Consider the following 24,624-nt stretch of genomic DNA (forward strand, 5'->3'; position numbering starts at 1 on the left):
GTTAACGTAAGCCAGCCCATTGGCGGTATAAAAAAGGCCTCAATATGAGGCCTTTTTTGTTCTTAGCTGTTTACGTTTAGTCCGCCAGATAGGCGCGGATTTGCGCCTCGATGCCTGGGCCATCCAGTTGTAGCTCGGCCAGGATCTCGCCGCACTCACCGTGCTTGATAAACTCATCGGGCAGGCCGATGTTGAGCACAGGCATAGGCAGCTTAAGTTGCTGTAGCAGTTCGAGTACGCCTGAGCCGGCGCCGCCCATGATGGCGTTCTCTTCTACCGTCACCAGCAGATCATGGCTGGCGGCCAGTTGTTTCACCAGCTCCACATCCAGTGGCTTAACGAAGCGCATGTCGGCCAGGGTGGCTTCGAGCGCCTCGGCTGCCTGACTCGCCGACGCCAGCGTGGTACCGAAGTTAAGGATGGCAATCTTCTTGCCTTCACGCTTGATCAGGCCCTTGCCTATCTCATAGGCGGTCATGGTCTCGACCTGAGGCTCGCCGGTGGCGCTGCCACGTGGGTAACGGATCGCCGTCGGTCCCTCGTTGTAGCAGTAACCTGTGTAGAGCATCTGGCGACATTCATTCTCATCCGACGGCGCCATGATCACCATGTTAGGAATGGCGCGCATATAGCTGAGATCGAAGGCGCCCTGGTGGGTCGGGCCGTCTGGACCGACGATGCCGCCACGGTCGATGGCGAAGATCACCGGCAGTTTCTGTAGCGCGACGTCGTGGATCAGCTGATCATAGCCGCGCTGCAGGAAGGTAGAGTAGATCGCCAGCACCGGCTTATAGCCCTCACAGGCAAAGCCTGCCGCGAGTGTCACCGCATGCTGCTCGGCGATGGCCGCATCGAAATACTGTTTCGGGAAGCGCTGTGAGAACTCCACCATGCCTGAACCTTCACGCATGGCAGGGGTGATTCCAAGCACCTTCTCATCCTTCTGAGCCATGTCGCACAGCCAGCGACCAAACACCTGAGAAAAGGTGGGGTTAGCCGGTTTCGCGGCGGGCTTAGCAAAGGTCGACGGATCGAACTTAGGCACGGCGTGCCAGCCGATGGGGTCTTTCTCCGCCGGCTCGTAGCCACGTCCCTTCTTGGTCATGATGTGCAATATCTGCGGCCCTGAGAGGTTACGCATGTTGCGCAGGGTCTCGACCAGTGCATCCACATCGTGGCCGTCGATAGGGCCGATATAGTTAAAGCCCAGCTCCTCAAACATGGTGCCGGGGACGACCATGCCTTTAAGATGCTCCTCGGTGCGCTTGGCCATCTCTTTGATGACAGGCATCCCCTTGAGCACCTTCTTGCTGTTTTCGCGGATCGTAGTGTAGAGACGACCGGACATCAGCTGCGCCAGGTGATTGTTCAGCGCGCCGACGTTCTCGGAGATCGACATCTCGTTGTCATTAAGCACCACCAACATGTCGTTATGCAGATCGCCGGCGTGATTCATGGCTTCAAATACCATGCCGCCTGTCATGGCGCCATCGCCGATAACGGCCACCACCTTGCGTCCCGCCTGTTCCTTCTCGGCGGCCACGGCCATGGCCAGCGCCGCACTGACTGAGGTGCCAGAGTGGCCGACGCTGAAGGTGTCATATTCGCTCTCTTCCCGCCAAGGGAAGGGGTGAATGCCGCCTTTTTGGCGTATGGTCGGCATCTTGTCCCGACGACCCGTGAGGATCTTATGGGGATAGGCCTGGTGGCCCACGTCCCAGATCAGGCGATCGAATGGGGTGTTGTAGACATAGTGCAGGGCAACCGTCAGCTCGACCGTGCCAAGGCCAGAAGCGAAGTGGCCACTGGAGATGCCTACCGACTGTAGGAGATAACTTCTGAGTTCGTCAGCAAGTTTTGGTAGCACCCCCTGGGGAAGCTGTCTTAATTCATCTGGGGTGTCGGCCTGTGCCAGCACAGGGTATTTCGTAATATCCAAACTCATAGCGAGATTCTTTGGCTCTTTATTATACTCTTCGCTCTATGATGAAACGGGCGAATTCGGCAATTAACTGGCTATTGTATGGTAATTTAGCCAGCGCTGATAGGGCGTCTTCGATCAAACTTTTCGCGGTCGCTTGGGCCCCGGATAAACCGAGTAGTTTCGGATAGGTACTCTTGTTCGATTCACAGTCAGAGCCCTGGGGCTTACCCAGCTCTTCGGTGCTGGCGATAATGTCCAGCACGTCGTCTTGTACCTGGAAGGCGAGGCCGATGGCTTCAGCAAAGGTTATCAGATGGCTTGCCTGCTCATCTGTGACCTCGGCAGCAATGATAGGTAATTCCACTGCGCAGCGGATCAAGGCGCCCGTCTTTAATCTGTGTAACTGCTTTAGGGTCTCGAGATCTATCTGTTTGTCGGTGGCGTTAAGGTCCATCGCCTGACCACCGCACATGCCGCCGTAACCAGATGCCTTAGCAAGGGCACGTACCATGGCCAGTTGTTGATTGGCGCTTAGCTCGCTGCCTTCCTGACTGATGATCTCGAAGGCCAAGGTCTGCAACGCATCGCCGGCCAGTATGGCGGTGGCCTCATCGAAGGCGATATGTACGGTTGGCTGGCCGCGGCGCAGCGCATCGTCGTCCATGGCCGGTAGGTCGTCATGGATCAGCGAGTAGGCATGGATACACTCGATGGCAGCGGCGCAGGCATCTAGCCTTTCAAGGGGCACACCCAGCATCTCACCGACGGCATAGACCAGAAACGGGCGAATACGCTTGCCGCCAATCAGGGTGCCGTGTGTCATGGCGGCCTTGAGTTGTGGCTCGGTATCGTCTTGTGCATTGATAAAATGGCGCAGCTGGCCGTCGACGCGCTGCTGGTATCGCGTTATCGCTTCATTTAGCAATTATTCGCCCTCTGGCAGATAGGGTTGCAAGCTGGGTTGATCTTGTTCCTGGGTCAAGATAGAGACTTTCTGTTGGGCCTGTTCGAGTTTGCCTTGGCTGTTTCTGACCAGATTGATGCCGCGCTCAAATTGTTTGAGGGCGTCATCCAGAGAGACATCGCCCTGTTCCAGGCTAGTGACGATGTTTTCTAATTCTGTGAGTGACTCTTCGAAGGTCAGGTTTTCAGGTTTTTTGGCCACGGTGATTTTCCCAAGAATTTAGCGACAGACAAAGTATCTCAGTCAACCCTAGGGGTCAAATTACGCTGTCGTATATTTGTGCAATAGCACGCTTTAAGGAGGTTTTTTTATAAAAAATTGAATTTGTAGCTAAACTTGCGTGTAAGCTGTCCGATAATTGAATTAGAACAATACTCAATTTTGTCAGATATTATATCGTAAACTCCTGCCCGCGGTTAGGCGAAATACCGTCTAATTGACGACTTTTGTGTCGTCGCGCTGGGGCGAGGAGATGCCTTTCATTGCAAGAATGAGTAGAGTAGAGACCTGTCTCGAGATGATTATGGTGTTGACTGAGAGCTTGATCCCTAGGTCAAGGTATTAGCAACGGCCGATACTGTATATGAGGAAGAGTTGTGGATTTAGCGACCCTGATAGGCCTGATTGGTGCATTTGGTTTTATTATCGGAGCTATGGTCAGCAGTGGTGGTATCGCCATCTTTGTTGATGTGCCCTCTGTGCTTATCGTAATGATAGGCTCTCTGTTTGTGGTGATGATGAAGTTTAACCTCAAGCAGTTCCTCGGTGCGGTCAAGATCGCCGCCAAAGCCTTCATGTTCAAGATAGATAAGCCCGACGAGTTGATCGAGCAATCGGTCACCATGGCCGATGCGGCGCGTAAGGGGGGCTTTCTGGCGCTGGAAGAGGCGGAGATCAGCAACAGCTTCATGCAGAAAGCGGTCGATATGTTGGTGGACGGCCATGACGGCGATGTGGTGCGCGAAGCCCTTGAGAAAGATATCGCCCTCACCGAAGAGCGCCACAAGACCGGCATCAGCATCTTCAAGGCGCTGGGTGATGTGGCACCCGCCATGGGGATGATAGGTACCCTGATTGGTCTGGTGGCCATGCTGTCCAACATGGACGACCCTAAATCTATCGGCCCGGCGATGGCGGTAGCCTTGTTAACCACTCTCTATGGCGCCATTATCGCCAACATGATCGCCTTGCCGATCGCCGATAAACTCTCTCTACGCATGGGGGAAGAGATGCTCAACCGCAACCTGATCATGGATGCGGTGCTCGCCATTCAAGACGGACAGAACCCTAGGGTCATCGAGGGTTTCTTGAAGAATTATCTCTCGGAGAAACTGCGGAATATAGACACGACGGACGGGGAATAGCCAGATGGCTAAGAAGGTCAAATGCGATTGTCCGCCCGCCGGGGCGCCTATGTGGTTGGCAACCTTTGCCGACCTCATGTCGCTATTGATGTGTTTCTTCGTTCTGCTGCTGGCCTTCTCCGAGATGGACGTGATGAAGTTCAAGCAGATCGCCGGTTCGATGAAGTATGCCTTCGGTGTACAAAATAAGGTTGAAGTCAAAGATATCCCCAAGGGCACCTCGGTGATCGCGCTGGAGTTTCGCCCGGGTAAACCCGAACCTACGCCCATTGAGATCATCAATCAGCAGACTAATGAGATGACCGAGCCCACCATTGAGGTGCAGGCCGGTGATGATGACAGCGCCGGCGGCGTGCAGCAGCAGCGGGGTGAGCAGCGCGGCGGCGAGGCGTCATCTACCGCGCAGGAAGAGGCGGATGCCGAGGCTCAGGCCAAGCAGGAGAAACAGGATGCGGCGTCACAAGATCAGATCAACGATCAGGTGAAGAAGATGGCTCAGGAGCTCAACAAGGAGATCATCGACGGCGCGATTGAGATCGAGTCTCTGGGGCAGCAGATCATCATTCGCATCCGTGAAAAGGGCGCCTTCTCATCCGGTTCTGGCTTCCTACAGCCCAGGTTTAAGCCGGTGATCCGCCGTGTAGGGGAGCTATTAAAGGATGTGCCGGGGATCATTACCGTCTCGGGTCATACGGATGATATGAATATCAGTAACGAGCTCTACAGCTCGAACTGGGATCTCTCCAGCAAACGCGCCGTGGCCGTGGCCCATGAGCTGGTGCGTGTGCCAGGATTTGATCAGCAGCGCATGAAGGTGGTTGGCATGGCCAATACCGCCCCCCTGGTCGCCAATGATTCCGCCGCCAACCGGGCCCGTAACCGCAGGGTTGAGATCGCCATCGAGCAGGGTAAGGCCAAGGAGTCTGATGAGATCTTGGTCGGCCAATAGCCGCATTTAATGGCTAGGCTTCATCCATCAATAGAAAGTCCACTTAGGTGGACTTTTTTGCTTTAAGCGGTGCAGGCGTGTGACCTGTGCTATGGGGATAATCTTAATTTGGACAAATTATGCTCATCTTTGGGCTTGGTGGCATAAAATCCTTGCCGAGTCGCTGATTTATGGGCATTTGTGCACCGGCCTTGGTATAATGGCTAAATTGCTGTTTAAAATTATTCCCGCGGAACGCCCATGAAATTTATCGTAAAACTCTTTCCTGAAATCATGATGAAAAGCAAACCGGTAAGAATGCGTTTTACCAAGATGCTTGAAACCAATATCCGAAACGTGCTGCGCAAGGTCGATGAAGAGGCCAGGGTACAGCGCCAGTGGGATAAGATCATGGTCAGGGTGCCAGAAGACAAGCCAGAGATGATTGAGCGTTATGCCGAGCGTCTCGCCTGTATTCCGGGTATCGCTCATGTGCTGCAGGTGCGTGAGAGTACCTTCGAGTCGGTGGACGATATCTACCAGCAGACGCTGGCACTCTACAAAGAGGAACTGGCCGGTAAGACTTTCTGTGTTCGGGTTAAGCGTAGCGGTAAGCATGAGTTTAACTCAATCGAGGTGGAGCGTTACGTGGGCGGTGGACTCAACCAGTTTACCGAGGCGGCCGGTGTCAGGCTGAAGAACCCCGACATGACGGTCAACCTGGAGATAGATAACGAACATCTCTATCTGGTGGAGAAGCGCATCGACGGCTTGGGCGGTTTCCCTATGGCGACTCAGGAAGATGTGCTGTCGCTGATCTCTGGTGGCTTCGACTCTGGCGTCTCCAGCTTCCAGTTTATCAAGCGCGGCTCTCGTACCCATTACTGTTTCTTTAACCTAGGCGGCGATCAGCACGAGATAGGCGTTAAACAGGTTGCCTATCATCTGTGGCAGAAATACGGCGAGTCGCACAAGGTGAAATTTATCTCAGTGCCGTTCGACCCGGTGGTGCAGGAGATCCTTGAGAAGATAGATAACGGCCAGATGGGCGTTATCCTCAAGCGCATGATGATGCGTGCCGCCAGCCGTATCGCCGAGAAGATGGGCATTCAGGCGCTGGTGACGGGTGAGGCTATGGGGCAGGTGTCCAGCCAGACTCTGACTAACCTGAATGTGATCGACCGCAGCACCGATATGCTGATTCTGCGTCCGCTGATCGTGATGGATAAGCAAGATATCATTAACATGAGCCGCGAGATCGGCACCGAAGACTTCGCCAAGTCGATCCCTGAATATTGCGGCGTGATCTCGCAGAAGCCGACGGTGAAGGCGGTGATGGGTAAGATCCTCGCCGAGGAGGAGAAGTTCTCCGAAGACTTGATCGACCGCGTGGTCGAGGCGGCCGAGGTGATCGATATTCGCGACATCGCCGTCAGCATGGATACCAAGATCACCGAGACTGAGACGGTCGATGCGGTCACGGGTGGTGAGGTTGTGGTGGACATCCGCTCGCCGGAAGAGGAAGAGCAGAGCCCACTTAGCCTCAACGGTATCGAGGTGAAGTGTATTCCTTTCTTCAAGTTGGCCACCCAGTTTGCCGATCTCGATAAAGAGAAGACCTATCTGCTCTACTGCGACAGAGGCGTCATGAGCAAGCTACAGGCGCTTTATCTGCAGGAGCAGGGCTATCACAACGTGAAGGTCTATCGTCCCACATAAGCGCCTCGAAGCGGCTTTCTCGAAAAGAGAGACAAGGATTTAGATAAAGGCTGCCATGAGGCGGCCTTTTTTATTGGCCGCTTTATCCAGAGCAGGCTTCACGGATATTTTGGCCTTAAGGAGATAAAACCTTGGATTTGCATGGGTTCTCGCGTAACTTATTTGATAAATTTATCTATAGTCGACTGCCAAGCAGACTGTCTGCGTCAGGTGGTGAGCAGGCTGGCGAGTTAGGTAGTGTGCTAGTTGGTATGAGTCTTCGGCGGACATAAAAAAGCCGCATCTTAGACGCGGCTTATTGCTATTGTTTGTAGCGACGGCTTTGTAGCGACGGCTTTGTAGCGAGTCGTTAGCTCAGGTGGACTAGCTATTACTCTGCGCGCTGTGCACTAACGCTGGTGTCCGCCTGCTCGTCTTTCTGAGCAACCAGAATGGCGTTGAGGTCTTCATTCAGATCTTGCTGCATCAGCTCCAGGCCTTCGGCCAGTTGCGCGCTGATGGTGGCGTGCAGATCTGTGGTATCGATAACGATTTCATCGGCAGTGGCAGCACTTGAGGCTGAGAGCAGTGCGATGGCAAATACAGTTTTAAAGTTAATCATAGTGGTCGCCTCCGGGCGGCATATCTTGGGGTGTCAGACACTCCCCAAATACGTCGTAGAGGCTGTCTAACTTCAATCATTTCGTTGGCGCAAAATTTAACCAAAACCCCTTCCCTTTACAAACGATAAAATGTAACAATACGGATTAGAAAAACTAATTGAAATGTGAGACAAGGATCACTATGTCGAGACGTTTACCTCCATTGAATGCGGTGAAGGCTTTTGAGGCCGCAGCCCGTCACCTAAGCTTTACGCGCGCCGCGGAAGAACTTTTTGTGACACAGGCCGCGGTAAGTCATCAGATTAAGGCATTAGAAGAATATTTAGGGCTAAAACTTTTTCGTCGTAAGAACCGATCCTTGCTGCTGACCGAAGAGGGGCAGGGTTACTTTCTCGATATAAAAGATATCTTTGTGCAACTGGCCGACGCCACCGACAGATTGCTGGCCCGAAGTGCCATAGGCTCACTGACGGTAAGCACTTCGCCCAGTTTTGCCATTCAGTGGCTGGTGCCTCGTCTGGCGAATTTCAGCGAGAATAATCCCGACATCGACGTGCGGATTAAGGCGGTGGACGATGAGACCAGCAGCCTGACCGACGATGTTGACGTGGCCATCTATTACGGCATGGGTAACTGGCCAGGGCTTCGCGCCGATAAGCTGAGAAACGAGGTGTTGATCCCTGTCTGCTCGCCTATGTTACTCAGCGGCCCCAAGCCCTTGTCGCAGCCGAGCGACCTTAAACATCACACCCTGCTGCACGATTCTAGCCGCCATGATTGGCAGGCTTGGTTTAGACAATGTGGAATTAATGATATTAATGTGAACCAGGGGCCTATCTTCAGTCACTCTTCACTGGTTTTGCAGGCGGCGGCTCACGGTCAGGGGGTAGCGCTGGGTTACAGCGTATTGGCCCGTCCCGATATCAAGGCCGGGCGTCTGGTATGTCCCTTCCCCGAGGTCTTGGTGAGCAAGAACGCCTATTATCTGGTGTGTCAGCAAAATCATGCCGAGATAGGCAAGATTGTTGCCTTCAGGAAATGGATGCTCGACATGTTCGAAGAGGAGTCTCGCAGCGAGCTGTTGCCGGGCTAACCCTCTAGCTATTCATTAAATTAGTCGCGAGTCGTGCCTCTTATGGGGCCTGACCAGAGATAAAGAGTTGAGATGAGTTTTACACAAAAATTAGATGCGCGGCTTAAGCAGGCCGAGCTGCCCGCGAGTCAGTGTCTGTTTTCCGGCGCCGTCGATGACAGTGGCCTTGGTTGTGACACCTTGGTGGTGCTGGCCCATGGGGCTGGCGCCAACATGGCACACGATTTCATGGTGCAGATGGCCGAGCGTCTCGCAGGCCAGGGGCTTGGGGTGATCCGCTTTAATTTTCCCTACATGCGCAACAACGCCATCGATGGCAAGCGCAGGCCGCCGGACAGGGCACCTAAGCTGATTAAGGATTTTAGCCTGCTGATAGAGACGGTGCGTGAGGTATACCAGCCCAAGCGTTTGATTGTGATGGGCAAGTCCATGGGCGGGCGCATGGCGGCGATGCTCGGTGCCGAGCAAGTGCTTGATGGCGTGATCTGCCTTGGTTATCCCTTCGTGCCGCCTAAAGGGGGCGAGCCCAGACTCGAGCCTATCGGTGAGTGTCGGGCGCCGCTGCTGGTGATACAGGGTGAGCGCGATAAGTTTGGCGCCAAAGGCCTGGTCGAACCTTGGCTTGCACCTTTTAACGCCAAACTCGAGTGGTTAACCGATGGGGATCATAGTTTTCTGCCAAGAAAGTCGTCAGGCACGACCCAAAGCGCTAATCTGGATCGGGCAGTCTCACATAGTATTCAATTTATTAGGGGGTTAGATGCGTAAAGGTTTTCTATTGCTGGCAGCCTTGAGTGGTTTCTTAGCCGTGGCACTGGGGGCCTTTGGTGCCCATGGACTCAAGCAGGTGACCACGCCAGAGATGATCGACATCTTTAATCTGGGTGTCGAGTATCAGTTTTATCACACCTTTGCCCTGATCGCCGTGGCCTTTAGTGGTCACTGGCTCAAGTCTCGCCTGATCGACTGGGCGGGTTATCTGTTTCTGCTGGGCATAGTGATGTTTTCCGGCTCGCTCTATCTCTACGTGCTGGTGGGCAGCAAGTGGACAGGGCCCGTGACCCCCATGGGTGGTGTCTGCTTCCTGCTGGGCTGGTTGTTCATCGCGGTGGCCGTGTGGCGTAATCGTGTGGTGGAGCTGGACGATTAGCACCGCGAGCGGGCGTTAAGATAATCGTATTCATTTTCGAGAAAGTGTAGAATGGCGGCCCAATGATATGGGTCGCCATTTTTTATTCAGGATCTTCCTATGATAAACCTATTTTTATATTGCCGTGCCGGCTACGAGAAAGACTGCGCAGCCGAGATCCAGCAGCGAGCCGCGGAGCTGAATGTTGGCGGCTTTGTAAAGACCAATCGTAACGACGGTTACGTGATTTTTCAGTGTTTTCAGGCGGGTGATGCCGATCTGTTGGCCGAGCAGATCGAGCTGGACTCGCTTATCTTCACTCGTCAGATGTTTGCCGCCAACGAGCTGCTAAAAGATCTGCCCGAGAGCGACAGAGTTAGCCCTATCGTCGATGCCCTGGCTAAGGTGAGCAAGGCCGGTGAGCTTAGGGTCGAGACACCCGATACCAATGAGGCCAAGGAGCTGTCGACCTTCTGTCGTAAGTTTACCGTGCCCCTGAGACAGGCGCTAAAACGCAGCGGCGCGTTACTTGAGAAGGAAAATCCCAAGCGTCCCATCATCCACGTCTGTTTCGTCGGTCCGGGCACCGCCTATGTGGGCTATTCGCTGAGTCACAACAGCTCTCCCTATTTTATGGGGATCCCAAGGCTCAAGATGGCCAGCGATGCGCCGAGCCGCTCGACCCTCAAGCTGGACGAGGCCTTCATCCACTTTATTCCCAAGTTGGAACAGGAGCAGCGTCTACGCAGCGGCATGAACTCGGTCGATCTCGGTGCCTGTCCGGGTGGCTGGACCTATCAGCTGGTTCGCCGCGGCATGTTCGTGGCGGCGGTCGATAATGGCCCCATGGCGCAGAACCTGATGGACACAGGGCAGGTGAGGCACTATCAAGCCGACGGCTTCCGTTTCGAGCCGCCGAAGAAGAATATCTACTGGCTGGTGTGCGACATGGTAGAGAAACCCTCGCGTGTGGCCGAGTTGATGGAGGCCTGGGCGATCAACGGCTGGTTTAAGGAGGCTATTTTTAACCTTAAGCTGCCGATGAAGAGCCGTTATAAAGAGGTGTCGACTATCCTGGCCACCATGCAAGAGGTGCTAAGGGAAAATGGTATCGATGATTTCCATTTGGCCTGTAAGCATCTTTATCATGATAGAGATGAGGTGACTGTGCATCTCTGGCTGCGACCCAGCGTCGGTTTTAACTTTGGTTAACATCAGAATCCATGGTTAACAGCAGAATCCATGGTTAACAACAGAATCATTGGTTAACTTAAGAAATATCGGATAATAAAAAGCCCCGCGATTGCGGGGCTTTTCTATTTCAGCGATTAGATCTCGCTGCTTGTCTATTACAGACGCTCGAGTACCGCCTGGGTGAAGTCAGAAGTACCGTGGGTACCGCCAAGGTCGCGAGTCGTGCGATCGCCTTCTTCGATCACGGCAGACACTGCCGCGCGAATGGCTGCTGCCTTGTCAGACATGCCCAGGTATTCCAGCATCTGGATCGAGGCCAGGATAACTGAAGTCGGGTTAGCCAGGTTCTTACCTGCGATATCTGGCGCACTGCCGTGAACCGCTTCGAAGATCGCCGCGTCCTTACCAATGTTGGCGCCAGGCGCCATGCCCAGGCCGCCTACCAGACCGGCACACAGATCCGATAGGATGTCGCCGAACAGGTTGGTGGTGACGATCACATCGAAGTTTTCTGGGTTCATTACCAGCTTCATGCAGGTTGCGTCGACAATCATCTCTTCGGTGGTGATGTCTGGGTAACGCTGGCTGACTTCACGAGCCACCTTCAGGAACAGGCCTGAGGTCGACTTCATGATGTTGGCCTTGTGTACGATAGTCACCTTCTTACGACCCTCTTTGCGCGCTAGCTCGTAGGCGAAGGTGGTGATCTGCTCGGCACCCTGACGGGTAATGATACTGGTGGCTTCTGCCGTCGCACCATCTTCAGAAACGGTTTGACCTAGGCCTGAGTACATACCTTCGGTGTTTTCACGTACCGTGATGATGTCGATGTTGTCATAACGTGCCTGAGTGCCTTTAAAAGACAATACAGGGCGTACGTTGGCATATAAGCTGAATTTTTTACGTAAAGTGACGTTGATTGAGGTGAAACCTTCGCCAACAGGGGTCGTTAATGGCCCTTTAAGCGTGATACGGTTCTTCTCGATCATATCCAGTGTACGTTGAGGTAGAAGTTCACCTTGTTTCTCAAGTGCGGCTAGACCAGCATCGGCAAACTCGTATTCGAAATCACATCCTGCTTTATCTAAGATCTTGATTGCTGAGTCGATTATGCTTGGGCCAATCCCATCACCCGGGATAACGGTAATAGTTCTTTTTGACATGGAGAGTCCTTCCACGGTTGGTCGTTACTGCTATTGTCTGACCATGTCGAAAGACACGGTGTTATGACTATGAATTTTTAGAATCTTTATCGGCTTTATTTTAACTACTTTTGCGCAAATTTCACAGGAATTAGTGAGCAATCTCACGTTTTTTTGTGTAGGCTAACTTGCAATAACAAAGGCTAATGACGATGATTGATCCTTAACCGTTAAAAAAGTCTACTTTAGTCTAATACCCCAGGCTACACACGTTAATGACAAGCTGCATCCGTTAATAATAAGTTAAAAATGAGGAAGACCTTGAAGCCATTACCGACCCTATCTCTCCTGTGCGCCAGTCTCTTTTCCTGCGCTGCCTTTAGCGCCGATGTGACACCCGATGTCATCATGAAATTCGAATCCCTCAAGAAACCCGTGCTCTCGGCCAATGGCAGTGCCTTTGCCGTCGAAGTGAGTCCGGATCGGGGAGACAGTCATGGCATGGTGAAGCGCCTGGACGGCGAGCAAAGCTTTACCGTGACGGGAGGCAGTAAGCCGCTGATCAGCCATGATGGTCGCTTTGCCGCCTTCGTTATCGAACCTGCCTTGCTTGAGCAGGAAAAGGCCAGCCCTAAGGCCCGAAAGAAGCTCAAGGCCGGTTTGGCATTATTGGATACCGAGTCTGGTAAAGAGACGCGTTACGATAAGGTCAAGGAGTTTGCCTTTAACGAGGCGGGAACCCATCTCGCTATCTGGTATGAGGCCGGCGAAGAGGCCGATGGTGACAAGCAGGACGAGGGCGAGGCCAACGACAAAAATAGTCAGGCCAAGGCCAAAGAGAGCGAAAGCAAGCCAAAAGTCGACAAATATGACAAGGGGCGCACCCTAGAGGTGGTTAACCTCAAGGCGGGGAGCAGTGAGAAACTGGCCCATGTTACCGCCTACTATTTCGATAAGGCGGGCCGCAGCCTGGTCGCTGCCCAAAACGATATCGCCAATAATCTGCACAGAGTGCAGCGCATGGACCTTGCCAGCGGTGAGCTTGAGGTGGTTGCCGGGTTTGTGGATCAGCAAATAGGCGCCGTCTCTGCCAGTGAAGACGGCAAATATGTCGCCTTCACCTATGGCCAGGCCGGCGAGGCGCCTTGGGGACGTGAATATCATCTCGCCCTGCATCAAGCGGGTAGCGACAAGCTGCATAGGGTGGCCAACACCAAGGAGTGGACCCTAAACCGTTATAGCGAGCTGACGTTTTCTGAAGACAGTAAGCGACTCTTCTTCGGCCGCGTGCCCGAGGTGAGCCAGCAGCTGGAGTTACCTAAGGTGGCCAAGGCTGACGATCTCTATGATGCGGATGTGATAGCTGGTCAGCGCGAGCTGCGTGTCTGGCATGGGGACGACCCTCGCATCAAGCCAAACGAGGTAAAGCAGTACAAGAAAGCCCTTAAACACACCTATCTGGCGGTGTTGCATCTTGGCTCAAAGCAGGTGGTGCAGCTGGCCGATCAGGCGGTGCCGGATATTGAGCTTGGCCAGCAGCAACGCTTCATGCTTGCCAGCACAGATGTGCCTTACCTTAAAATGATCACTTGGGCCGGTTTCTACCGTGACTATTACCTGGTGGATCTCAACACGGGACGCAAGCAGGCGTTTCTTATCCAGCAGCCGGTAGGCCAGGAGCCATCGCTTTCACCCAACGAGCGCTTCGTGGCCTACTATCAGCAGGGCAATATCTTCCTCTATCAGATAGCGCAGGATAGCCGAGCCAAGCTGACCAAAGATTTCAAGACGCCATTTGCCGACGAAGATCATGACTATCCTTCGGTAGCCCCTGGCTATGGTCTAGGCCCTTGGGTCGAAGATGGCTCGGCCTTCCTCGCCTACGACAAGTATGATATCTGGCAGTTTAATACCGACTCATTAGATGCATTTCGCCTCACGGCCGCCAAGGGACGCAAGGCGCAGATCCAGTATCGCGTCACGGGTCTGCTAGAAAAGGCGGATAAGCCGGTTCGATTACAGCCGGATCAGAGCCTACTGCTTCATGGTTATAACGAGCGCACTAAGGGCGATGGCTTCTATACCGCCAAGGTGGGCGTGTCGGGCGTCAAGCCACTGATGCAGGGCGACTATAAGCTCAAGCTGCTGGCCCGCGCCGAAGAGAGTGACAAGGTGCTGTTTTCCAAGCAGCGTTACGATCTCTACCCGGATCTATACGCCAGCGATCTGCAAAGCCCTGAACAGGCGAGCCGCCAGACCCGACTCGATGATCAGAAGCGTCAGCTCGATTGGGGCAAGGCCGAGTTGGTGCATTGGACCAACGGCGACGGCAAGCCACTCGACGGCGTGCTGATCAAGCCCTCTAACTATGTGGCGGGTAAGCGTTATCCCGTGCTGGTCTATTTCTACCGATTCATGAGCGACAGGTTGCATGCCTTCCCAGACATGAAGCTGAACCACAGACCTAACTTCGCCTGGTATGCCGATAACGGTTACGCCATCTTCCTGCCGGATATCCGTTTCGAGGTGGGCTACCCAGGTGCGAGTTCGGTACAGGCGCTGACCTCGGGCGTGCAGAAGCTCATCGATATGGGGATTGCCGATGCGAACGCGGTAGGTATTCAGGGCCACTCCTGGGGCGGCTATCAGACCGCCTTCGCGGTGACTCAGACCTCTATCTTTAAGGCGGCGGTCACCGGCGCACCTGTCTCTAACATGACCAGCGCCTACAGCGGTATTCGTCACGGTACCGGGCTTGCACGTCAGTTCCAGTATGAGACGGGGCAGAGCCGCATCGGTGAGAGCCTGTTTAAGGCGCCACAGAAATATATCGAAAACTCACCCGTCTTCTATGTCGAGCGGATCAAGACCCCTATGATGATCATGTTTGGTGATAAAGACGATGCCGTGCCTTGGGAGCAAGGGGTCGAGCTGTATCTGGCCATGCGCCGTGCGGGTAAGGATGTGGTATTCTTGCAGTATCAGGATGAGCCTCATCATCTGAAGAAATACCCGAACAAGCTCGACTATAGCCTGCGCATGATGCAATACTTCGATCACTACCTGAAGGGCAAGCCCGCACCTAAATGGCTGTCTGAGGGTGAGGCCTATCAAGAATATAAGAAGGCGGGTTAAGCCCTAGGGTTATTACTTAAGCCGGGCCTAGCCCGGCTTTTTTACGCTGCGATTCAATGGAGAGCTGCATTTTAGAGGATGAGTTAAGGGCTTTAGGCATTCAGGGCTTTAGGCGTTCAGGGTTTGAAGGTGGTTAGGTTTAAAGGTATTTGGGTTTAAAAGGATTGAGGAGAGTAAAGGAATATGGAGAAGGGGATGACAGAAATCGATAGCAAGGGGGCCAGCGTCAAGGTGCCGCCGCCTCTAATCTTTTTCTTATCTATGCTGGCGGCATTGGGATGTGAGAAGCTCTTTCCCCTGGCCTTGCCCCCCCATCCAATCGGCCAGGTTGCCGGTGTCGCCTTGCTGGTCACGACGACTCTGGTCTTGTTACATATCTTATTGATCTTCAAGCGGCGCCAGACGGCTATCGAGCCCTGGAAGCCCACCTCCAACATCATCACCTCTGGCTACTACGGTTATAGTCGTAATCCTATCTATGTGGCCTTCTGCGGTTATCCCCTGGGACTAGGGCTGCTGCTGGCGTCACCCTGGTTGGTGCTGAGCATATTGCCTGCCTGTTTAGGGGTCTATTGGCTTGCGATCCGCCGCGAGGAGGCCTACCTGCTGGCAAAGTTTCCTAAGGAATATGGGGCGTATCTAAAGAGTGTCAGGCGCTGGTTGTAACAGCGCCTGTTCTATCTTGGTGGTTAGCCGCCGATGGGAGAGTCGAGATATTGCTGATAGGTGTCCTGGCCCCAGGCGATCAGCTTGTTGTTCTTAAACAGTAGTGGGGTACATTCGTCGCGGGTGGTCTCGCCGTCCGACTTGCTGTGATGGGTGCGATAGAAGAGCACCTGTAGGGTATCTTGATTGCTGCTCTTGGCCTCGGAAAAATCGGCCTTACCCATGAGTGTCCTGATCTGTTCTATCGGTTGTCCTATGGATAGTTCGGTTAACTTGGCGTTGTTGTAGGCCTGCCTGTCTTCCCAGTCCATATCGTCTGGCGTGGGTTCATAAACCAGGACGACGACGGCGACAAAGGCCAGATAGGCCGCGAAGATTGAGCCTATTATCACTGGAACTTTAGATTTCATCTTACCTTGGGATCCTTCCATGCTGCGGGTGTATCTGCAGTGGATTAAGCCACTGCAACATATTGCTTACAATATAAAGCAGATGAAAACGGTATGGTAGTACCGTTTTTGCTTACAGGTGCGACAAAGCCAACAAATAAGTAAGCGAATGTTTACGCCTTAGCTGTCTGCTCAACCCTGAAGTTCGCCAGGCGGGTGTTGAGGGGGATGTCGGTCTGCAGTTGCACCAGTTTATAGCTCAACCTCGCTAGCGCTCGCCCCTCTTCGAGCTTCTTGGCCTGTTTTGCGCCTATCTTATCCAGTGAGGCGTAGACATTGGCCAGGCTGCGGAAGGTTTTCAGCAGCTCACAGGCCGACTTAGGGCCTATGCCTGGGATGCCGGGGATCTTGTTACCGCTGTCGCCTGCCATGGCGAGAAAATCGATAAACTGACTGCGATCGACGCCCAGTTGCTGCTCACGATCTTCTATGCTGATGACCTGCTGATTAAAGTGATCCCACAGCTGTATCTGGGGGGAAAGCAGCTGGGTAAAGCCCTTGTCGGTGGAAACGATGATCGCCTCTCCCTTGGCCTGTACCATCTTGCTGGCCAGGGTAGCGATAACATCATCGGCCTCGGCAATGGCGTCGATGGAGTGAAAGCCACGCTCGGCGAGGTGCTGCTTAAGGGCGGGCAGCGCCTGACTCAAGGCCTCTGGCATGGGCTTGCGCCCCTTCTTATAGTCGTCATAGAGCTTCTTGCGCCATGAGATGGCATCGCCATCCCACACCAGGGTGACATGGCTGGGATCGTGTTTGCTCAGCAGCTTACGGCAGGCGGAGGTGACCCGCTCCGGCAGGCCATTAACATCGTTCTCGTTAGGCTGGGCGGCGTGGATGCGCCGCACCAGGTTGAGTCCATCTATGATTAAAAATCGGTTCATCTTGTCTCTAACATAGGGTTAAGTGGCGATCCGATAGCAGGGGACATAGGCACTGCCGGGCAGCTTCATCCGCTGTTGATCCACGAAGGCCTGCAGTAGGGTGTCCATCAACTTCATCAACTGCTTATCGCCCCTGAGCTCGAAGGGACCGGAGCGCTCTATCTCGCGCATTGTGTCCATCTTGACGTTGCCCGCCACTATACCAGAAAACGCGCGTCTCAGGTTGGCCGCCAGATCCGCCTTGTTGGGCTGGAAGTAGAGGTTGAGGTTGTTCATGATCTCATGATCCGGCACGAAGGGCAGCTGAAACTCGGGTTCTATCTTCAGTGACCAGTTGTACTGGTAGGAGTCGCCCGTGTCTCTGCGGTGCTGCTTGATGACCGTCATGCCGTGGCTCATGATGCGCGCCACCCGCACAGGGTCATCGATGACGATCTCATACTTGCTCTGGGCCTCTTCGCCCAGGGTGGCGGCGACAAACTCATCTATCTTGATAAAGTAATCGGCACTCTCCCTTGGGCCAGTGAGCACCAAGGGGAAAGGGATGTTGGCATTTTCTTTGTTAAGCAGGATCCCCAGCAGATAGAGTAACTCTTCTGCGGTACCGGCGCCGCCGGGGAAGATCACTATGCCGTGTCCCAGGCGGACGAAGGCCTCGAGGCGCTTCTCGATATCGGGCAAGATCACCAGCTCGTTGACTATCTGATTGGGGGGCTCGGCGGCGATGATGCTGGGTTCCGTCAGGCCGACATAGCGGGCGGTGCGCACCCGCTGCTTGGCATGGCCGATGGCGGCGCCCTTCATGGGCCCCTCCATGGCTCCCGGGCCGCAGCCGGTACAGATATCCATGCTACGCAGGCCCAGCTCGTAACCCACCTCGCGGGTGTATTGGTATTCGTTGGCGTCTATGCTATGGCCGCCCCAGCAGACCACTAGATTGGGATCCTGGCGCGGGATCACCTGGGCGTTTCTCAGTATGTCGAACACCACGTTGGTGATATGGCTGGAGTTGGTCAGGTTGATATGTTTCAGGTTGTCGTAGCGATCGCTGAGGTAGACGATATCCCTGAGGACAGCAAACAGATGTTCCTGGATCCCGGCGATGATGTGGCCATCGACGAAGGCGGCCTCGGGGGGATTGACCAGCTCTATCTTGATGCCGCGCTCGCGCCTGAGCACGTTGATATTGAAGTTACTGTACTGCTCAAACAGGGTGCAGGCGTTGTCGCTCTTTAATCCTGAGGCGAGCACCGCCAGGGAGCAGCTGCGAAAGAGTTGATAGAGTTCACTGCTAGCGTTTTGCTTGAGGCGATCAACTTCCAATTGGGAAAGTTGATCCATACTGCCTCTGGGACTGATATTGACGATCATGGCGACTCCTTAGCTGCAGACTCGAGCCATGACGCCGGGGAAAAGGATGGAGAATTTCTGGGGCAACCCCAGGATTAGGCGTCAATAATTACTCTGTCTCTGCTCTCATGTTTGGCCTTATAGAGTGCTGCGTCGGCGCGTTCGAAGGTTTCACTTATCTGCTCGTTTTCAAGAATTTGTGCAGCACCTATTGATACTGTAACTGTAATTCTCTGATTTTTAAACTTAAAGGGAATATTTTTTACTTTCTCCCTCACGCGATTCAACAGGTGTTCTATGTCGTTGGCTGACACATCTGGGATGATGAGGACAAACTCTTCTCCGCCGTAACGGGCCACAAACTCAGATTCACGCAGAGAGTTTTTCAGCGCCATGGCGATCACCTGTAGTGTCTTATCGCCCGTGCTGTGACCAAAGTTATCGTTGATGGACTTGAAGTGATCTATGTCGGCCACGGCGACCCATAGGGGATGGCGATGACGTTGATAGTTGCGGAACTCCTGCTCCATACGCTCTTCCAGCGCCGCGCGGTTAGGTAGCTGGGTCAGGGTGTCGAGCAGGTTGAGCTTCTGCTGTTCGAACAGACGTTCCTTGTAGGCGTTGGCCTCTTTGCTCAGTTCGTTGAGCTCGTCGCGCATGGTTTCCATCGACTTGCGCAGCATCGCCTGTTCCCGCTGCTCCAGCGCCTCTTTGCGTCCCAGCGCCGTGCGGATAGAGGCCAGTTGTTCGGTAACCTGCAGCTTGAGATGGTCTATGTCATCGATGTCTATGATGGCATCGCCCACATTGTCGACCCGCGAGTTGATCTCTCGGTTGAGCTGTTTCTTGAGTTGATAGCTGCGCTGGTTGCTGTTGTAGGAGTCGTTCACCACCTCACGCACCGCAGAAAGTGCATCGTTGAGGGCGTAGAGGAACTCCTGGGAGGCACTCTTCTCCAGCGCAATATTATCCAGCAGCAGCGAGAGTATGGTCTGATAGGCGTCGATAAGACCGTCGACATCGATTTCGCCGGCCAGGTAATCCTTGATCACCAATACCTGATCGCGCTGATCCTTACGAAACTCGATCTCAGAGATCATCTGTGCCAGCTCGTGAGCCAGTTGCCTGTGTTTCGGCAGAACCTCTAGCTTGTCGCCCTGGCTGAGCTGCTCATGCATGATGGCTTCGAAGAAGCCCACCAGGCGCTCTACCTTAGGAAAGTAGTCCCAGTAAGTATGAAATGGCTTGCCGAGATCTTGCTTGTAGTAGGCGATCTCTTTCTTGAGTTTATCTGGTACTGAATCGACACGTTGCAGCTGACGTATCACCTTGGCGAGGCTGGCGCGGCCATCTTCGAGCTGGCCCATCACATGGTGGTACTGCTGCTTGAGTAGCTGTTCGACCTCGAGTAGGTCGGGTAACACCTCTTCGATATGCTCGATATTGAGCAGGTTATGACGCAGCTTGGCCAGCTTGTTGTCAAGCTCTATGCTCTGCCCCTTACAGGCGAGACTGAGATGACCGATAAATTGCAGCAGTGAGCTTTGGCTCTGGGCCTTCTGATCGTTGAGTTCAGCCAAGGCAATTTTGGCAGAATGAAGTTTCTGCTGAAGGAGGGATACCTGGGAAAGGCTTGTCATAGCGTCTTTCATTCTAAACCTTGTCAATAAGCTTCAGCGTCAGTTGATGGAAGAAACTTCTATATTGTAAGCCGCTTAGAAGTTGCCGAACAATTTTACCATTGGCTAATGGAGAGCTATTTAACGCCAATGGTATCCGATCTTTTAGGTTATGCAATTGTACCTTCGAGGGGATGTGACCCAAGCTGGATACTTTTATAAAATTATGTGGGGTCTGCATCGTTTGTTCCCTGCCATTTTGGCCATTGGATGAGTGCCTTATTCTCATTGCATTCGACCTTAACCAATCCTCGGCTAATCCCTTTTTCCAAGTGTAAGTATAGCGGGTTAGATAAAATTGCCGCTGGCGCAAAGTTTAGTGGTGTGATGCTGACATAACAATCTTTTTGCGTCCCCAGACTCGTGGCGCCCGCCACCAACATCTGCAGCACATTGAAGTAGGTATCCGGCGCCACCTTGACATCCGGGTTGCCCAGCAGCGGCACCTTGATGCAGCCCAGTTTGAAATGGGCCCTCTGGGTGTGAGGCTGCTCATCGAGTAAGCAGCGGATCTTATCCAGCAGGACTTGATGTTCGCTCACACCGCTAAGGGATAACAGAATAAGCCCAGGGCGGATCAGGTAGGCTTCGCCGCCTAGCGTTCGACTCAGGGTGTCCATCAGGCGCGCCGTGGCTTCGAGATAGGTATCGGCTCCGAGGCGCTGATCCAGATTATGGCCTTCGTCGAGTGAGAGCAGGGCCAGCTGGGCAATATCAGTGCCGCGCATCATGCGCGCGATGAAGCCATGGTAGCCCGGCAGTTGGGTTATGGGCTCCTGATTCACCTTCTGTCTCAGGCTAGCCAGTTGCTGTTTCAGCTTGGCCTTGCCACGCCACTGGTTGATCCCTACCAGAGCCAAAAGCAGACTCACGATAAAGATGATACTGGCCGCCAGCCTAAACTGATGTGCCTGCTTCTCCTGTACCTTGTTTGATGCCTGAAGCTGACTGAGCTGCAGCTTGAGCTGCTGCTCGGCCAAGACGCTTGGGCTATAGTCTGAGGGTTTCTGACTCTCGTGTTCGAGTTCCTGGCTCAGGGTGATTAGCTGATCCAGGGCCACCAGGGCCTTGTCGATATCGCCTAGCTCTTTCAGTGCACGAGTCTTATACTGCAGCGCCTCAAACATCTGCTCGGGTAGTTTCTTCTCCCGGGCCAACACAAAGGCCTTGGCCGCATAGGCGTTGACCATGCTCCAGTCCTCGAGTTGGCTCGCGACCTCGGCGATCAGCAGGTCGTTATAGATAAGGTAGTGTTTACTCTTCTTCTGCAGAAACAGGCCATTGGCCTTGATGAGGTTGCTCAGGGCGCGCTTGGGTTCCTTATTGTTGAAATAGGCTTCCCCCAGATTGTGCAGGTTGAGGGCCTGGGCGGTCAGGTTGCCGCGTCTGACATCAATCTGCTGGGCATTGAGGTAGTAATCGATCGCCTGATTCCAGCGTTCCTGCTCGCCATACACCATGGCGATGACCGTCATGGCGCTGGACAGATAGTTGTCTTTGCCTACCTTGGTAAATCCATCTGCTGCCTTGTGGGCATAAGTTAACGCCTCGTCCCAAGATTTGAGATCGCGATAGACGCGGGCGAGGCGCAGCGACAAGATGGCATTCAGGAAGGGCTTGTCCAGACCCTCGGCCAGGCGGATCGCCTCTGTGTAGTGCTGTAGCGCCTTGGCAAACTGCTCATCACCGCTGTAGTAGCGCCCAAGGGTCGCTTCGGCCTTGGCGATCAGGTAGTCGTCTCTGAGCTGGTAGGCCAACTCGCGATACTGGTTGAGATGGGTCAGGGCGGCATTCTTCTGTAGCGTGATGCGATAGACATCGCCTAACTGGTAGTGAATGCTGTGTAGCAGCAGCTGAGTCGCTAGATCTTCGCTGCTCTTGAGCTGGGCGAGCGCCTGCTGATAGTGGGTGATTGCCTGCTGGTAATCTTGTTTCTCCCGGCCGACTTTACGTCCTGCGAGCATCAGCAGATAGGCCTTGTCGTAGGGCGTATCGGCGATGATCTCAAGCTGGGTCATCAGCCGCTGCGCCTTGTCCATGGCGTTATCGACCCCAATGCCGGGTTCCAGGTAGACACGGGCCAGCCACTGTAATTGTCGCTCCAATTCCTCGCCGCCAAAGCCCTGGCTGTCGGCGAGATGGTTGAATTCCACTTCGCTGCTAAATTCGATGGGGAAGGAGAGGCTGGCGATGGCGTCTTGGTAAAACTCGGCGGCCGACTCTTTAAACTTAACCTCTTTACTGATCAATTGACTGGAGGCCGCCTCGACCGAGGCTGCACAGCAAAAGAACAGAACCAGACTGTAGAGAAAAACGCGCATTTTTTAAGCATTACCTGGCCGCAGGCGGGCATATTATGTTTTTAGAATTCTGTCCGCAGTGTGAGGGATAAATCGGGTTATACTGACGAACTTCACATTACAACTATGATAACAGAAGGAAGCCAGAGTGAAACTAGCTGTACCCTTGATTTTGATTTTTAGTCCTTTTTTCCTAGCTCAAGCTCACGCAGATGTTAATTACCGGATCGATCTCACCCAGCCTCAGCACCATCTGGCTAAGGTCGAGGTCGACTTTCCCCGCAGCGAGGGCAACTTGCTTACGGTGAATCTGCCCGTATGGCGTACCGGCAAGTATCAGGTATTGCCACTTGCCGATGCGATCCGTTATTTCAAGGCCGAAGATGAATCGGGTAAGGCGCTGGACTGGCAACGCAGTGCCAGCGGTGAGTGGCAGGTTAAATTGACTCAGCCGACGCGGGTCAGGGTCAGCTATCAGCTCTACGCCAACAGCCTGGGGCAGCGCGTGAGCCATATCGATGGCTCTCATGCCTACCTGGATGCCAGCGGGGTATTTGTCTACAGCCCGGATTTTCGCGACCAAAAGGTTACCGTTTCGCTAGCTGTGCCAGAGGCCTGGCGCAGCTACTCGGGCATGGATTCGACGCGCGATCATCAGTTTAGCGCCGAAGACTATGATGTGCTGGTGGACTCCCCCATAGAGACGGGGATAAGTCAGCACAGAGCCTTCTCGGCCGATGGCCGTGACTATGAACTCGTGGTCTGGGGTGAGGGCAACTATGATCTCGACAAGATGGTGGCCGATCTCACCCTGCTCAGTGGCCAGGCCAAGGCTATCTGGGAGGGCTATCCCTTCAAGCGTTATGTCTACATGGTGCACGCCACCAGTGGTGCCAGCGGCGCGACCGAGCACCTTAACTCTACCGTCATCCAGCGTCCGCGCTTTAGTTTTCGAGAGCGCAAAGACTACCTAGGTTTCATCAAGACGGCCTCCCATGAATTTATTCATACCTGGAATGTGAAGGCCTACCGTCCTCAGGGTCTGGTGCCCTATGACTATCAACAGGAGGGGATCACCGAGCTGTTGTGGATCGCCGAGGGCTCGACCAGCTATTTTCAGAGTCAGCTGCTACTACGTGCCGGCGTGCTTAGCCCTAAGGAGTTCCTGGAGGATCTTGCCAGACGCATCAGCCGCAACGAGCAGACTCCTGGCCGCGAGGTGCAGTCTGTTGCCGAGGCCAGTGCCGGTCAGTGGGTTGCCGGTGGGGGAGACTATGCCCAGAACCATAGCAGTAACATCTATTCGGAAGGCTATCTGACCTCTCTGGCGCTGGATTTTAGCCTGCTGAGCGACACTCGTCTAAAGACCTCTTATCGGGATCTGCATGCCAAGTTGTATCGGGACTTTAAGCTCCCAAAAGGATATCAAGTGGGCGATGTGCAGCAGATTCTGCGCGAGCTGTCGGGCAAAGATTATGGCGATTGGTGGCAGCGTCATGTTAACCGCCCGTTGGTGCTGGACTATGAGGCCTTACTGGCCAAGGCCGGATTGAAGAAAGACTATGGCAGTGACAACAAGGCGATCGCCTATGCCGGTATGTCGACGCGCGAGGGGAGCCTGAAGCTAAGCCATGTGAAACGTGAGGGACCGGCCTGGCGGGCAGGCATAGTGGCGGGCGACGAGCTGCTGGCGATAAATGGCCTCAAGGTGACGGCCAAGGGGTTTGCGGCGCGCATCAAAGACTTTGCCCCAGGCGATACCATTAAGGTGACCCTGTTTAGTAACGACCGCCTAAAAGAGGTGGCACTGACCTTGACCGAGCAGCCCAGTGAGAAGCTTAAGCTCACCAGTGTCGATAAGCCTAGCCGTCAGCAGAAGGCCTTCTTCGAGGCCTGGCTCGGGATTGACTGGCCCTTCGACGGTGAGGGTAAGTTAAAAGGTTAACTTGGACGTATGGCAATTGTTGCCTCGCAGCCAGATTTACCTAAAGCCAGCTATTAAAAAGCTATCTATTAAAAAGCCAGCTAACAAAAATACAGCCAACAAAAAACCACCCCTAGGGGTGGTTTTTTGTTAAATGGTCGCTCGACGAGGCTCTCAT

20 protein-coding genes are annotated in these 24,624 nt (G+C 53.9%); 10 read left to right on the forward strand and 10 right to left on the reverse strand.

Translation table 11 applies throughout. The features are described from left to right. Positions 1–76 precede the first annotated feature (76 nt). From dxs to xseB, 3 genes are read right to left on the reverse strand one after another with little or no spacing between them, the layout of a single operon-like run. Positions 77–1,945 (reverse strand): 1-deoxy-D-xylulose-5-phosphate synthase, encoded by a 1,869-nt coding sequence (dxs, locus tag L2731_RS16510; protein WP_249254540.1) that lies wholly within the window; start codon positions 1,943–1,945, stop codon positions 77–79. Positions 1,946–1,967: 22 nt separating this feature from the next. Continuing rightward, a complete protein-coding gene (ispA, locus tag L2731_RS16515) occupies positions 1,968–2,849 on the reverse strand; it encodes a (2E,6E)-farnesyl diphosphate synthase (RefSeq protein ID WP_249254541.1) in 882 nt (293 codons plus the stop codon). After that, entirely contained in the window at positions 2,850–3,089 is a 240-nt protein-coding gene (gene xseB, locus L2731_RS16520; protein ID WP_011866566.1) for an exodeoxyribonuclease VII small subunit, read from the reverse strand. Positions 3,090–3,484: 395 nt separating this feature from the next. Between xseB and pomA the strand changes: the two genes are divergently transcribed. From pomA to thiI, 3 genes are all read left to right on the forward strand, one after another. Further along, complete coding sequence (gene pomA, locus L2731_RS16525; RefSeq protein WP_041509150.1) at positions 3,485–4,252, forward strand: flagellar motor protein PomA; 768 nt, start codon at positions 3,485–3,487, stop codon at positions 4,250–4,252. A gap of 4 nt (positions 4,253–4,256) precedes the next feature. Then, the gene (locus L2731_RS16530; RefSeq protein ID WP_041509151.1) at positions 4,257–5,201 is read left to right on the forward strand and encodes a flagellar motor protein MotB; all 945 of its coding nucleotides are present in this window, start codon (positions 4,257–4,259) and stop codon (positions 5,199–5,201) included. A 240-nt stretch (positions 5,202–5,441) separates the two neighbouring features. Next, complete coding sequence (thiI, locus tag L2731_RS16535; protein ID WP_249254542.1) at positions 5,442–6,899, forward strand: tRNA uracil 4-sulfurtransferase ThiI; 1,458 nt, start codon at positions 5,442–5,444, stop codon at positions 6,897–6,899. Between the two features lie 370 nt (positions 6,900–7,269). Here thiI and L2731_RS16540 read toward each other — a convergent pair whose 3' ends face one another. After that, the gene (locus L2731_RS16540; RefSeq protein ID WP_249254543.1) at positions 7,270–7,500 is read right to left on the reverse strand and encodes a hypothetical protein; all 231 of its coding nucleotides are present in this window, start codon (positions 7,498–7,500) and stop codon (positions 7,270–7,272) included. Positions 7,501–7,682: 182 nt separating this feature from the next. Between L2731_RS16540 and L2731_RS16545 the strand changes: the two genes are divergently transcribed. From L2731_RS16545 to rlmM, 4 genes are all read left to right on the forward strand, one after another. After that, positions 7,683–8,594, forward strand: coding sequence for a transcriptional regulator GcvA (locus L2731_RS16545; protein ID WP_011866561.1), 912 nt, complete (start codon positions 7,683–7,685; stop codon positions 8,592–8,594). A gap of 72 nt (positions 8,595–8,666) precedes the next feature. Further along, on the forward strand, positions 8,667–9,362 hold the full coding sequence (locus tag L2731_RS16550; RefSeq protein ID WP_249254544.1) for an alpha/beta fold hydrolase: 696 nt from the start codon (positions 8,667–8,669) through the stop codon (positions 9,360–9,362). Then, positions 9,355–9,744 carry a DUF423 domain-containing protein gene (locus tag L2731_RS16555; RefSeq protein WP_041509171.1) on the forward strand — a complete coding sequence of 130 codons (390 nt, stop codon included), beginning with the start codon at positions 9,355–9,357 and terminating at the stop codon, positions 9,742–9,744. Before L2731_RS16550 ends, L2731_RS16555 begins: the two co-directional genes overlap by 8 nt. A gap of 99 nt (positions 9,745–9,843) precedes the next feature. Continuing rightward, positions 9,844–10,935: a 23S rRNA (cytidine(2498)-2'-O)-methyltransferase RlmM gene (gene rlmM / locus L2731_RS16560; protein ID WP_249254545.1), complete on the forward strand. Its 1,092-nt coding sequence runs from the start codon at positions 9,844–9,846 to the stop codon at positions 10,933–10,935. A gap of 137 nt (positions 10,936–11,072) precedes the next feature. Here rlmM and L2731_RS16565 read toward each other — a convergent pair whose 3' ends face one another. Then, the gene (locus L2731_RS16565) at positions 11,073–12,080 is read right to left on the reverse strand and encodes an isocitrate dehydrogenase (protein WP_249254546.1); all 1,008 of its coding nucleotides are present in this window, start codon (positions 12,078–12,080) and stop codon (positions 11,073–11,075) included. A 300-nt stretch (positions 12,081–12,380) separates the two neighbouring features. Here L2731_RS16565 and L2731_RS16570 point away from each other — a divergent pair, with 300 nt between their 5' ends. Further along, entirely contained in the window at positions 12,381–15,194 is a 2,814-nt protein-coding gene (locus tag L2731_RS16570; protein ID WP_249254547.1) for an alpha/beta hydrolase family protein, read from the forward strand. 195 nt (positions 15,195–15,389) lie between these two features. Next, positions 15,390–15,860, forward strand: a complete 471-nt coding sequence (locus tag L2731_RS16575) for a methyltransferase family protein (protein ID WP_249254548.1) — start codon at positions 15,390–15,392, stop codon at positions 15,858–15,860. Between the two features lie 23 nt (positions 15,861–15,883). On the opposite strand, the gene L2731_RS16580 is transcribed toward L2731_RS16575, so the two are convergent. The 5 genes from L2731_RS16580 to L2731_RS16600 form a co-directional block, all read right to left on the reverse strand. Further along, a complete protein-coding gene (locus L2731_RS16580; RefSeq protein WP_041509176.1) occupies positions 15,884–16,270 on the reverse strand; it encodes a DUF3192 domain-containing protein in 387 nt (128 codons plus the stop codon). 152 nt (positions 16,271–16,422) lie between these two features. Next, positions 16,423–17,193, reverse strand: a complete 771-nt coding sequence (gene xni / locus L2731_RS16585; protein ID WP_249254549.1) for a flap endonuclease Xni — start codon at positions 17,191–17,193, stop codon at positions 16,423–16,425. 18 nt (positions 17,194–17,211) lie between these two features. Next, the gene (ppnN, locus tag L2731_RS16590) at positions 17,212–18,564 is read right to left on the reverse strand and encodes a nucleotide 5'-monophosphate nucleosidase PpnN (protein ID WP_239851726.1); all 1,353 of its coding nucleotides are present in this window, start codon (positions 18,562–18,564) and stop codon (positions 17,212–17,214) included. 74 nt (positions 18,565–18,638) lie between these two features. Then, entirely contained in the window at positions 18,639–20,195 is a 1,557-nt protein-coding gene (locus L2731_RS16595; RefSeq protein ID WP_041509179.1) for a GGDEF domain-containing protein, read from the reverse strand. A 191-nt stretch (positions 20,196–20,386) separates the two neighbouring features. Continuing rightward, positions 20,387–22,543, reverse strand: coding sequence for a tetratricopeptide repeat protein (locus L2731_RS16600; protein ID WP_249254550.1), 2,157 nt, complete (start codon positions 22,541–22,543; stop codon positions 20,387–20,389). Positions 22,544–22,670: 127 nt separating this feature from the next. Between L2731_RS16600 and L2731_RS16605 the strand changes: the two genes are divergently transcribed. Continuing rightward, a complete protein-coding gene (locus tag L2731_RS16605; protein ID WP_249254551.1) occupies positions 22,671–24,467 on the forward strand; it encodes a M61 family metallopeptidase in 1,797 nt (598 codons plus the stop codon). Positions 24,468–24,624 lie beyond the last annotated feature (157 nt).

It is taken from the genome of Shewanella aquimarina (assembly GCF_023349185.1).
Lineage (GTDB): Bacteria > Pseudomonadota > Gammaproteobacteria > Enterobacterales > Shewanellaceae > Shewanella > Shewanella aquimarina.

What these genes read in the sequence shown, in the direction of transcription:
- dxs (WP_249254540.1), bottom strand. Translation starts at nt 1,945, where the DNA reads ATGAGTTTGGATATTACGAAATACCCTGTGCTGGCACAGGCCGACACC.
- L2731_RS16530 (WP_041509151.1), top strand. Translation starts at nt 4,257, where the DNA reads ATGGCTAAGAAGGTCAAATGCGATTGTCCGCCCGCCGGGGCGCCTATG.
- thiI (WP_249254542.1), top strand. Translation starts at nt 5,442, where the DNA reads ATGAAATTTATCGTAAAACTCTTTCCTGAAATCATGATGAAAAGCAAA.
- L2731_RS16540 (WP_249254543.1), bottom strand. Translation starts at nt 7,500, where the DNA reads ATGATTAACTTTAAAACTGTATTTGCCATCGCACTGCTCTCAGCCTCA.
- L2731_RS16545 (WP_011866561.1), top strand. Translation starts at nt 7,683, where the DNA reads ATGTCGAGACGTTTACCTCCATTGAATGCGGTGAAGGCTTTTGAGGCC.
- L2731_RS16550 (WP_249254544.1), top strand. Translation starts at nt 8,667, where the DNA reads ATGAGTTTTACACAAAAATTAGATGCGCGGCTTAAGCAGGCCGAGCTG.
- L2731_RS16555 (WP_041509171.1), top strand. Translation starts at nt 9,355, where the DNA reads ATGCGTAAAGGTTTTCTATTGCTGGCAGCCTTGAGTGGTTTCTTAGCC.
- rlmM (WP_249254545.1), top strand. Translation starts at nt 9,844, where the DNA reads ATGATAAACCTATTTTTATATTGCCGTGCCGGCTACGAGAAAGACTGC.
- L2731_RS16565 (WP_249254546.1), bottom strand. Translation starts at nt 12,080, where the DNA reads ATGTCAAAAAGAACTATTACCGTTATCCCGGGTGATGGGATTGGCCCA.
- L2731_RS16575 (WP_249254548.1), top strand. Translation starts at nt 15,390, where the DNA reads ATGACAGAAATCGATAGCAAGGGGGCCAGCGTCAAGGTGCCGCCGCCT.
- L2731_RS16580 (WP_041509176.1), bottom strand. Translation starts at nt 16,270, where the DNA reads ATGAAATCTAAAGTTCCAGTGATAATAGGCTCAATCTTCGCGGCCTAT.
- xni (WP_249254549.1), bottom strand. Translation starts at nt 17,193, where the DNA reads ATGAACCGATTTTTAATCATAGATGGACTCAACCTGGTGCGGCGCATC.
- ppnN (WP_239851726.1), bottom strand. Translation starts at nt 18,564, where the DNA reads ATGATCGTCAATATCAGTCCCAGAGGCAGTATGGATCAACTTTCCCAA.
- L2731_RS16595 (WP_041509179.1), bottom strand. Translation starts at nt 20,195, where the DNA reads ATGAAAGACGCTATGACAAGCCTTTCCCAGGTATCCCTCCTTCAGCAG.
- L2731_RS16600 (WP_249254550.1), bottom strand. Translation starts at nt 22,543, where the DNA reads ATGCGCGTTTTTCTCTACAGTCTGGTTCTGTTCTTTTGCTGTGCAGCC.